The organism is Halorubrum sp. CBA1125 (assembly GCF_009742825.1).
GTDB lineage: Archaea > Halobacteriota > Halobacteria > Halobacteriales > Haloferacaceae > Halorubrum.
In genome coordinates, this window is the sequence record NZ_WPCE01000108.1 from 1 (window position 1) to 10,068 (window position 10,068).

The 10,068-nt window shown below is 71.0% G+C and carries 8 protein-coding genes and 1 pseudogene; 3 read left to right on the forward strand and 6 right to left on the reverse strand.

The window, feature by feature from the left end; all coding sequences use genetic code 11:
• Positions 1–42: 42 nt before the first annotated feature.
• The gene (thpR, locus tag GJ633_RS10400) at positions 43–699 is read right to left on the reverse strand and encodes an RNA 2',3'-cyclic phosphodiesterase (RefSeq protein WP_156588777.1); all 657 of its coding nucleotides are present in this window, start codon (positions 697–699) and stop codon (positions 43–45) included.
• A gap of 270 nt (positions 700–969) precedes the next feature.
• On the opposite strand from thpR, the gene GJ633_RS10405 reads away from it, so the two are divergent.
• Positions 970–2,157, forward strand: coding sequence for an aspartate kinase (locus GJ633_RS10405; RefSeq protein WP_156588778.1), 1,188 nt, complete (start codon positions 970–972; stop codon positions 2,155–2,157).
• A gap of 86 nt (positions 2,158–2,243) precedes the next feature.
• Here GJ633_RS10405 and GJ633_RS10410 read toward each other — a convergent pair.
• The 3 genes and pseudogenes from GJ633_RS10410 to GJ633_RS10420 all read right to left on the reverse strand — a co-directional run bounded on the left by GJ633_RS10410 (position 2,244) and on the right by GJ633_RS10420 (position 6,724).
• Positions 2,244–3,229 (reverse strand): annotated as a pseudogene (locus tag GJ633_RS10410) (tyrosine--tRNA ligase).
• Positions 3,230–3,405: 176 nt separating this feature from the next.
• Entirely contained in the window at positions 3,406–5,457 is a 2,052-nt protein-coding gene (locus GJ633_RS10415) for a DUF460 domain-containing protein (protein ID WP_321169016.1), read from the reverse strand.
• A 64-nt stretch (positions 5,458–5,521) separates the two neighbouring features.
• The gene (locus tag GJ633_RS10420) at positions 5,522–6,724 is read right to left on the reverse strand and encodes a CBS domain-containing protein (protein ID WP_156588779.1); all 1,203 of its coding nucleotides are present in this window, start codon (positions 6,722–6,724) and stop codon (positions 5,522–5,524) included.
• A 54-nt stretch (positions 6,725–6,778) separates the two neighbouring features.
• On the opposite strand from GJ633_RS10420, the gene GJ633_RS10425 reads away from it, so the two are divergent.
• Positions 6,779–7,255, forward strand: a complete 477-nt coding sequence (locus GJ633_RS10425; RefSeq protein ID WP_156588780.1) for a cupin domain-containing protein — start codon at positions 6,779–6,781, stop codon at positions 7,253–7,255.
• A 28-nt stretch (positions 7,256–7,283) separates the two neighbouring features.
• Here GJ633_RS10425 and GJ633_RS10430 read toward each other — a convergent pair whose 3' ends face one another.
• Positions 7,284–8,087, reverse strand: coding sequence for a succinylglutamate desuccinylase/aspartoacylase family protein (locus GJ633_RS10430; protein WP_156588781.1), 804 nt, complete (start codon positions 8,085–8,087; stop codon positions 7,284–7,286).
• 80 nt (positions 8,088–8,167) lie between these two features.
• Entirely contained in the window at positions 8,168–8,770 is a 603-nt protein-coding gene (locus GJ633_RS10435) for a DUF309 domain-containing protein (RefSeq protein ID WP_156588782.1), read from the reverse strand.
• 141 nt (positions 8,771–8,911) lie between these two features.
• Here GJ633_RS10435 and GJ633_RS10440 point away from each other — a divergent pair, with 141 nt between their 5' ends.
• Positions 8,912–9,814 carry an EamA family transporter gene (locus GJ633_RS10440; RefSeq protein WP_156588783.1) on the forward strand — a complete coding sequence of 301 codons (903 nt, stop codon included), beginning with the start codon at positions 8,912–8,914 and terminating at the stop codon, positions 9,812–9,814.
• Positions 9,815–10,068 lie beyond the last annotated feature (254 nt).

Consider the following 10,068-nt stretch of genomic DNA (forward strand, 5'->3'; position numbering starts at 1 on the left):
CGAGGAGTGATCGACCGGTCTCTTCGGCGCCCGCGGGCGCGCTCACCCGAGCGGGAACGAGGCGACCGTCTCGTGGACCGCCCCCGCGGACGTCAGCGTCGACTCGACCAGCTCGACCGCCTCTACGGTGAACCGGCCGATCTCGGGGTGTCGCTCGCTGACGACCGGCCTGACGGCGTCCGCTCCCCGGGCGTCGTCAACCCGGGCGAGCGTCACGTGCGGCGTGAACGCGTGCGAGTCGGGCTCGACGCCGAGCGGCGCCGTCTCCGCGGTCAGCGCCTCGTTGAGCGCGGTCAACTGCTCGCCGCCCGCCTCGAAGCCGGCCCAGACGACCGAGATGTACTCCGGGTTCGGAAAGACGCCGAGGCCGGCGACCGCGCACTCGAACGGCTCGACCGCAGCGCGCTCGACGGCTCGTTCGCCCGCCGCGACGACCGCGTCGAGCGTCGGCGCGTCGCGGTCGTCCCCGTCGGTTCCGGCGTTTCCGCCGCCGTTGCTGTCGCCGTCGGCATCACCGTTGCCGTCGCCGCCGTCGTCGCGGTTCCCGGCTGCGTCGACCTCGCCGAGGAACTGCAGCGTGCAGTGCGCCTGCGCGGGGTCGGTGAGGCGCACCCCCTCCGCGTCGCCGAATGCGGCCTGCACCTCGGCGACCGCGGGCGCGAGCGCGTCCGGGAGCTCGACGGCGAAGAACGCGCGCATGGGCGGGCCGAGGGGTGCCGTCGGCAAAAATCCCGGCGTCCGACCGCGACGGCCCGCGCTCTCGGCGGAACCGATCGTTCGGGCGACCCTTGTGGAAGAGGACACAGTTATGCGGCTTCCTCCGCTACGGGGGGGCATGTCTACTGATCACTCATCCACCTCGGGGGCGACGCCCGACCGATCGACGGCGGCGAGACGACGCGTGAGAACCCGGCGGTCGGCGGCCGAGACCGCGGACCGAGCGCCGAGAGCGGTGGCGGGGGTGGCCGTATGCGCGTAGTCGCCAAGTTCGGCGGGACGAGCCTCGGGAGCGGCGACCGGATCGAGCGCGCCGCGGACTCGGTCGCGAACGCGGTCGAGGCGGGCCACGAGATCGCGGTCGTCGCGAGCGCGATGGGGTCGACCACGGACGACCTCCTCGACGACATCACCTTCGAGACGGACGACGCCGACCGCGCCGAGATCGTCTCCATGGGCGAGCGCACCAGCGTCAGGATGCTGAAGGCGGCGCTGTCGGTCCGCGACATCGACGCAGTCTTCTTCGAGCCCGGCCACCCGGACTGGCCGGTCATCACCGACGAGTTCGGCGAGGTCGACGTCGCGGAGACGAAGCGGCGCGCGCAGGCGATCGCCGAGCGGATGGACGGCGTCGTCCCGATCATCACCGGGTTCCTCGCGGAGGACCACGAGGGGAACGTGACGACGCTCGGCCGCGGCGGCTCCGACACGACCGCGGTCATGCTCGGCAACTACATGGACGCCGACGAGGTCGTGATCGTCACCGACGTCGAGGGCGTGATGACCGGTGACCCCCGCGTGGTCGAGGGCGCGCGGAACGTCGGCCAGATCACCGTCGACGAGCTGCGGAACCTCTCGTTCCGGGGCGCGGAGGTCGTCGCGCCGTCGGCGCTGTCGTACAAGGACGACGACCTCGCGGTCCGGGTGGTCCACTACCAGCACGGCGACCTGCTCCGCGGCGGGACCAGCATCGAGGGCGAGTTCGAGAGCCTGATCGACATGCGCGAGAAGCCGCTCGCGTGTCTCACCGTCGCCGGGCGCGCGATCCGGAACCGCTCCGGCATCCTCTCACAGCTGGCGAACGCGCTCCGCAAAGAGGAGATCAACATCGACGCGGTCGCCTCCGGGATGGACTCGGTCACCTTCTACGTCGACGTCGACATCGCCGAGACCGCCGAGGCGTTGCTCCACGAGGCGGTCGTCACCGACGAGGCGCTCTCGTCGGTCACCGTCGCCGACCCGATCGCCGTCATCCGGGTGACCGGCGGCGAGCTGCCCAACCAGTCCGGCGTCATCCAGGACATCATCGCCCCGCTCGCGGACGCCGGGATCAACATCATCGACCTCATCACGAGCGCGACGTCGGTCGCGGTGTTCGTCGACTGGGACGACCGCGAGGACGCCCTCGAGATCGTCCAAGCGGAGTTCGACCAAGAGTAGCGCGCCTCGCGTTCCCGCGATCTGCGATCTCCGCGGTCTGGAGTTCCTGCGCTTCCGAGCGTCCCGCGAGCGTCGCTCGCCGCGTCCTACTCCGCGAGCTGTTCGCGGCCCGGCGCGATGAGCCGGTCGAGGTACTCCGCGAGCGCGCCCTTCGCGTCGGCGGGATGGAGATCGCCGGACTCCAGGTCGGCTTCGAGCGCGTCGTAGGCGTCGTACTCCAGGTTCCCGCCGTACTCCTCGGGGCGCTCGACGGTGACGGCCTCGAACCGCGGGAACACGTGGTACTCGAACACCTGGAGGACGGGGTTCTCCCGCGACTCGCCGTCGTCGGTCGGGTCGGGATCCGCCGTGGGCGGACAGTACGCGTCGTTCACCTTCGACTCGATGTCCGCGCGGGAGTCCTCCATCGAGATGGTGACGCCCTCGCTCGAGGACATCTTCCCGAGCCCCGTGCCGAGGTCGGCGATGAGGGGGGTGTGGAGGCTCGTCGGCGGCTCGCGGTCGATGCTCGGCAACACGTCGCGCGCGAGCATGTGGACCTTGCGCTGTTCCATCCCCCCGACCGCGAGGTCGACGCCGAGGTACGGGATGTCGAGCGCCTGCATCAGCGGGTAGACGGCCTGCGACACCTTCACCGAGTCGCTGGAGGTGATCTCGGCCATCGCGCGCTCGGCCCGCGCGAGCGTCGTCTCCAGCTCTAAGGCGTGTAAATCGAGCGTGTAGTCGTCGTCGAGCTGGAAGTCTGAGCCGAGCACGAACTGCGTGTTCGACTCCTCTAACCCGTAGGCGATGAACTGGTCGCGCATCCGCTCTGCGGTGTGACGGATCTCCTCGAACGAGCCCTTGTCGTTGAGGTACGCGTGCACGTCCGCGAGCAACACCGTCACCTCGAAGCCGGCCTCCTGGAGGTCGATGAGCTTGTTCGCGGTGAGCATGTGTCCGATGTGGAGGACTCCCGAGGCTCGTAGCCGACGTACGCCCGCTTCCCGTCGGGGTCGTCGGCCAGCGCCTCGATCTCCGCCTCGGTGACCACCTCGGCCGCGTTCCGGGTGATCAGCTCGTGAGCGTCCATACCCTCGACTGTACGCTCCCGGACATATGACTTCTGGAACCGCGTCGTCGGACGTCGACAGAGCGGGAATCTCCGGCACGCACGGCCTGGCGGAACCCGGAGGCGTCGGTCCGCGTAACGCGGACCTGCCCGCACTACTCGGGTGTGGGTCCGCGCTATGCGCGCGTCGACCCGCGTTACTCCTCGGTCTCGGGGAGCGGCCGTTCCGCGCGGTGCTCTGAGATGATCCGGTCGATCCGCTCCGCCTTCTGGTCCCGCCGCCGGCGCTCGGCGCGCTGCTCCCAGTCGTCGACGGCGGCCTCCAGGTCCTCCTCGCTGGCGACCGCCAGCTCGTCGACCTCGCGGACCGGGACCGCGTCGTCGGGGACGACCGGGACGTCCCGGTCGAACAGCACCTCGTCGGCCACCTCCGAGAGGTTGCCGTCGCCGCGGATCACCGCCCGCGGCTCCGTCTCCGCGAGCCGCTCCGCGGTCCGCCGCCCGGCGCCGGAGGCGTCCCGGAGGTACACCACGTCGCCGGCGACGAGCCCGTAGGCCTCGTCGGTCCGGTCGAGCGCGTCGAGCGTGAACTGCTCGACGACCTTCACGCTCACCAGCCCGCGTCCCTCGGCGACGTCGCCGAAGTTGGAGTGGTCGAGCCGCCACAGCTCCTTCAGCGTCTCCACCTTGCGTTCCAGCTCCTCGACGCGCGCTTCGGCCTCGTCGCGCTCGCGCTCCAGCCGGTCCGTCTCGCGCTCCAGCCGGGAGACGGCCCGGCGAGTCCGCGCCTCGATGCGCTCCTCGCGTTTGGCCTCCTCCAGTTCGGCCTCCAGCTCCGCGATCCGGTCGTCGCGCTCGGCGAGGTCGTCCTCCAGCGACTCGGCGTGTGACGTCAGGCGGTCGACGCGCTCGCGGAGCCGCCGGATCGTCTCTTCCTCCTCGGTCCGCTCGGGCTCCGTGGGGTCCGACTCGGCGGCGTCGTCGTCGCCGTCGCCGCTCTCGCCGCCGTCGTCGCTGAGGTCGTCGATGACGGCCTCCACGGAGGCGCCGCCGGCGACGACGCCGGCGATCACCGCCTCGCGGTCGAGCCGGGGCGGGGTCTTCGCGGCGATCCGCTCGAACTGGTCCTCGTGGTCGTCGTACGCGTACAGCGCGGCCGCCAGCGCGTCGCGCTCGTGGTCGTTGTCGTAGTTCGCCGCCCTGGTCCGGTGGAGCTTCTCGTCGACCGGCAGGTCGGTCGTGGGACACCACCCGGCGGCGTCGAACGACCGACGAAACTTCTCGACGGTCTCGGGCATCGGCTCCACGTCGGCGGCGACGATGACCGGCCGCCCCCGCTCGACGATCCACTCGGTCACCGCGGGGGTGTCGGCCGTCCGCGAGGAGTAGAGGTCGTGGACGGTGCCGTCGAGCCCGACGACGGCGACCGCGGTCGTGGTGCCCGGGTCGATCCCGACGATCACCCGGTCGCGCCGCTTCACGAGCGGCTCGTACTCGATCCCGTCACGGCGCTCGCGCTCGACCTCGACGCGGACGTCGCCGGCCCGCGAGTTCGACACCGGAATCTCCTCGGGGCGCGCCTCGACCGTGAACGTCGCGTTGGCGTAGCCGCCGTACTTCTCGGTCACCTCGCGGTCGAACTCGAGGTTCGCCTCCCGGAGCTTCGACTGGACCTGCCGCGTCCGCTTTTTGACGTTCCCGTGGATCCGGCGGGTGTAGCGGTCCTGGCTCCACCCGCCCTTCCCGGTCGAGCGCCCCCGAGAGACCTTCACCCTCGTCTCGTCGGTGAACGCCGTCACCTCGTGGCCCACGTTGGCGGCGGCGAGCCGCGCGGCCGCCTCCGCCTCCTTCATCGGCTCTTTCCCGTACGGGATCCCGTGGCGGGAGGCGACCCGCGAGAGCGGTTCGGGACGCTCCGCGCCGGTCACCTGGACGAGGCGGGTGCCGTCGGGCAGCGACCGGAGGAACCCCACCAGCTCGTTCTTGTCCGCCGCCAGCTCGTAGGCGTTGTCGGTGGCGACGAACAGGGGTTCCCGATCGTCGATCAGCCGACAGAGCTTCCGGAAGGAGACCACGTCGCGGTCGATCCGCGCCAGTGGCCCGTCCGCGTCGGGCGCGTCGGGGTCGTCCTCGTCGACCGGGTCGAGGACGACGAGCGCGTAGGAGGGGTCGTCGCCGCGAACGTCGCCGCTGTGGACGTCGACGCCGAACACCGGCCGGTCGCGGGCGCGGATGGTCCGGGGTGTCACACCACGGTGTAGGCCGCTGACGCGTATATACCCCACGCCGGGCGGGATTCCGCGGCGATCCGGCCTAGAACACGCCGGGGCCGCCCTCGGGCTGGTGCTGGCGGCCGCTTATCATCCGGGGGGTGCCGCCCGTCTGGATGATGTTGAACGCGGTCATCAGGTCCGACCGGGAGATGAGCCCGACGAGCTCGCCGCTCCGATCGATCACGGGGAGCCGCCCGACGCCGTGCTCCTGCATGGTCTGGAGCGCCGTCAGCGCGTCGGCGGTCGGCTCGACCGCGACCACGTCGGTCTCCATCACGTCCGCGACGCGGTAGGCGTCCCGTTCGACCTCATTGACGGACCGGGCGTCGTCGAGCGTCACCATCCCGACGAGGTCGTCCCCGTCGAGGACCGGATACCCGGTGTGCCGCTCTTTGAACATCCGGTCCATCAGGTCGGCGACCGAGGTGTCCTCCGTCACCGTGTGGAGGTCCTCGCGGTCCGTCATCACGTCCGCGACGGTGACGTCTTCGAAGGCCGCTTTCAGCGTCGTCTGCTGGGCCTCGCCCGAGGCGGCCATGTAGATGAAGAAGGCGAGCACGATGAGCAGCAGCTGGAAGGTGAACAGCCCGACGAGTCCCATGAAGAACGCGAACACCTTCCCGATCGACGCGGCCCGCTGGGTCGCCTGCGCGTGCGGCTGGTTCCGCGCTAAGAGCGCCCTGAGGACGCGGCCGCCGTCCATCGGGAACGCCGGCAGCATGTTGAACCCCGCGAGCACCACGTTCAACACCGCGAGGTAGCCGAAGACGAACGCCGCGGCGTTCGCGCCCGTGGAGGCGTCCGCGCCCGCTGGCGTGAGGAGCACCACCCCGTAGCAGGCGATCCCGACCGCGACGCTGACGATCGGCCCCGCGACCGCGATCCAGAACTCGTGGCGCCAGTCTTCCGGGAACTCGGTGAAGCTGGCGAGCCCGCCGAGCAGCCACAGCGTGATCGAATCGATCTCGTAGCCGTACCGCATCGCGACCAGCGAGTGGCCGAACTCGTGGAGTAACACGCCGACGAAGAGTCCGACCGCGGCCGCGAACCCGAGCAGCCACGGCGTGAATCCGCCCCCGATCGCCGCCGGATCGATGCCGATCCCGGTCGCCTCGTTCATCACGTCGACGATCGTGGACACCTGCCCGCCGATGAGGTACGCGAAAATCGGCAGTATGATCAGGAACGTCCAGTTGAGCCTGATCGGGATGCCGAACGCGCTCCCGACCTTGATTCCTCGCATGGGTGCGGGTTGGGTCGGTGACCGGTTAAATACTCGGGGGACCAACGGATCGACATGCGCGACGCAGACGAGACAGACGCGACGGCCGCGTCGGCAGGCGACGGAGCCCCAGACTCAAACCCGGATACGGATCCGGACGCGGATACGGACCCGGACGCGGATACGGACCCGGATCCGGTCGTGCGACGCCGCGACGCCGTCACGTACGAGCCGGTCGACGCCGCCGAGGGACTCTCGAAGGGCGTGCTCCTCGACGCGTCCGACGGCGCTCCGCACTTCGCGATGCGTCGGTTCGAACTGGCGCCCGGCGCCGCCGTCCCCCGTCACACGAACGCGGTCGAACACGAGCAGTACGTCCTCGCCGGCGAGTACGTCGTCGGCATCGGCGACGAGGAACACGTCGTCTCCCCCGGCGACGCGCTCCTGATCCCGGCCGGCGTCGAACACTGGTACCGTAACGAGGGCGACGAGCCCGGAGCGTTCGTCTGCGTCGTGCCGAACGGCGACGACACCATCGAACTCGTCGAGTGACCGGAGCGGCCGGTCCCGGGACGCGCGGCTACTCCAGGGTCCCTACCCGGTCCGCGACGTAGCCGAACTGGTCGCGGTAGCCGTACGGCGACAGCAACACGGGGTAGAAGGGCTCGTCCGCGCGAATCGCGTCGCCGTCGGCGGCGGCGAACCGCTCGCCGGCCGCGACGCGCTCGAAGTTGCGCGCGAACACCTCGTAGGTCTCGGCGGCGGGCTTCGGAATCCGGTCGCGGAGCCGGAACACCTCGACCGCCTCGCGGCCGCCCGCGTCGACCACGCCGTCGGCGCCCGGCGCCGGGAGCACGCCGGTCGCCGCCAGGAACGCCCGGGTCAGCCAGTAGGCGTTGTCGGCCGCCTCGGCGCTCCCCTGGAGGCCCGCCTCCACCTCGATGGTGTGGGGGTGTTCGATGAGCCGCCCCTCGGTGAACGCGTCCGTCTGGATGACGGCGTCGACCGGGAGGTGCGGCGCGACCGCGCGGGCGACCTCGTCCATCGAGTCGACGACGGCGAACGGCCCCGCGTACGACTGCGTCGAGTGGATCGCGAGCGTGGTACATCCCTCGATCGCGGCCAGCACCTCGGCCGCGAGCCGCGTCTCGTGGGCGTCGGCGTCGGCGTCGCCCGGAAACGCCCGGTTGAGGTCGGCGTCGAGGAACCGCTCGCCCGCGTCGAGGGCGGCCTCGTTGGCGAGGACGAGCCGGACTGCCCGCTCGACGGCGGGGTCGGCGTCGAGGAGCCGCTCGACGGCGCGGGCGCCGCACGGCTCGTCGCCGTGGATCGCGCCGACGACCGCCACCTCCGGTTCCCCGTCTCCCAGATCGTGAACGTCCATACGCGAGCGACGCCGTCTGCGAGTAAGTGCCGTTCGGATCGGTCCGCCGTTCGGGCCGCCGTCCGCCTGGGGGGCCGGCCTCAGTGCGCCTCGTCGATCCGCTCGGCGTACTCGTAGTCGGCCGGGTACGCCTCGGGACGGGCGCCGTCGAGCGGGATCGCCCACCCGTCGATCGCGGTCGGGTCGTCGAGCGCCGCCCGGAGCGTCGTCCGCACCTCGTCGAGGTCGACGCCGTAGAAGTCGTCGGGGACCCCGTGGAGGTACTCCAACGCCGTCTCGAACAGCGACCGCATCCCGTCGACGTTCCCGGCGTCGACACGCTTGTACGCGCCGGCGGCGACCTGCACCATCCCGTGGAGGAACGCCGATTCGACGGTGCCGGCCCCGTAGTTGTACCACTCGTCCTCGAAGCAGTCGTGCGATTCGTGGAAGGCACCCGCGTTGAACAGCCGGACGCCGTGCTCGGTCGCCCGCCGGAGCGTGGCGTGTTCCCAGTACCCACCCGCGATCCGGGCGCCGCCGGTGCCGGAATTGTCGCCGGTGTCGGGGGAGTCGCTGGTGCCGGAATTGTCGTCGGTGCCGGGACCGCCGCCGTCGCTCGTGTCGTCGTCGTCGACCGCGTTCCACCCGGTCGGGTTCCCGAGCGGCGGGGCGACGCCCGGATCGCGGGTGTGGTCGTCCATGTGCGGCGGTTGCGTCGGGACCGACCTAACCGTTTCGCGGCCGCGATGTTCCCGACCCGTGCCGGCGACCTGGCGTTCGGAACGAACGGCGAGCGTCCGGATCAAAGGCTTTTTTCTCGCGGTGTCTCTCGGTGCGAGCGGATGGACGCCGGGCTCGCAGCCGCGATCACCGCCGCGATCGTCTGGGGGGTGTACGTCTTCGTGCTCAAGCAGCGCTTCTCCGCGTACCCGCCGGCCGGGCTCGCGGTCGGGATCAACGTCGTCGCGATCGCGTGGTTCCTCCCGGTGACGGCCGCGACGACGGACCTGCGGGGACTCGGCCGCGACGCGGTGGCGACCGCGACGGGCCCGGCCGCGGAACTCCCGCTGGCGGAGGCTGGAATCGTCGCGCTCACGGCGATCGCGACCGCGGCCGCGTTCGTGCTCTTCCTCCGGGCGCTCGCCGCCGGCGACGTCTCGTACGTCACCCCGATCAACAAGACCGTCCCGATGTTCGTGCTCCCGCTCGAGGTGCTGCTGCTCGGCGCGCGGCTGACGCCGCTGCAGGTCGCCGGCGTCGTCGTCGCCACGGCCGCCGTCTACGTCGCGAACTACGAGCCCGGCGACCTGCTCGCGCCGCTGGTCAGCGCGGTCCACTCCCGGCCCGCCCAGCTCGCGTTGGCGAGCGCCGCCTGCTACGCCGTCAGCGACCTCGGCAAGCGCGTGGCGCTCCAGGAGCTGGCGGTGCCAGAGACGCTGTGGGTGCCGCTGCTGCTCGCCGGGATCACGGTCGTGCTCCTCCCGGCGGCGGTGCGAAACCCGCCGCCCGTGATCCGCGAGGACCTCCCGGTGTTCCTCGGAATCGGCGCGCTCGCCGCGTTCGGCAGGTACGTCACGACGGTCGCGTTCGCGGAACTACCCGCGAGCGTCGCGTCGCCGGTAGTCAACGTACAGGCGATCGTCGCGGTCGTGCTCGGCGGGGTCGTCCTCGGCGAGCGGTACCTCAGGATCCGGATTGTCGCCGCGCTGCTGGCCGTCGGCGGCGTCGCGATGATCGCGATGTGACGGGGCGGACGCGACGAAACACGCGAGAAATTTTCCACGCATTTCGTGTCCGGGATACGGCTTCCACGGAGGTGCCGACGTCACGCCGGAGGGGTTGATCGAGCTGGACACCCACGGCCTCTCCGTCGCCGAACCGACGCCGTAAAGAGGTGGGACGCCGAACGCCCGACCGCGTGCGAGGGTAGCCAAGCCCGGAAACGGCGGCGGACTCAAGATCCGCTCCTGTAGAGGTCCGTGGGTTCAAATCCCTCCCC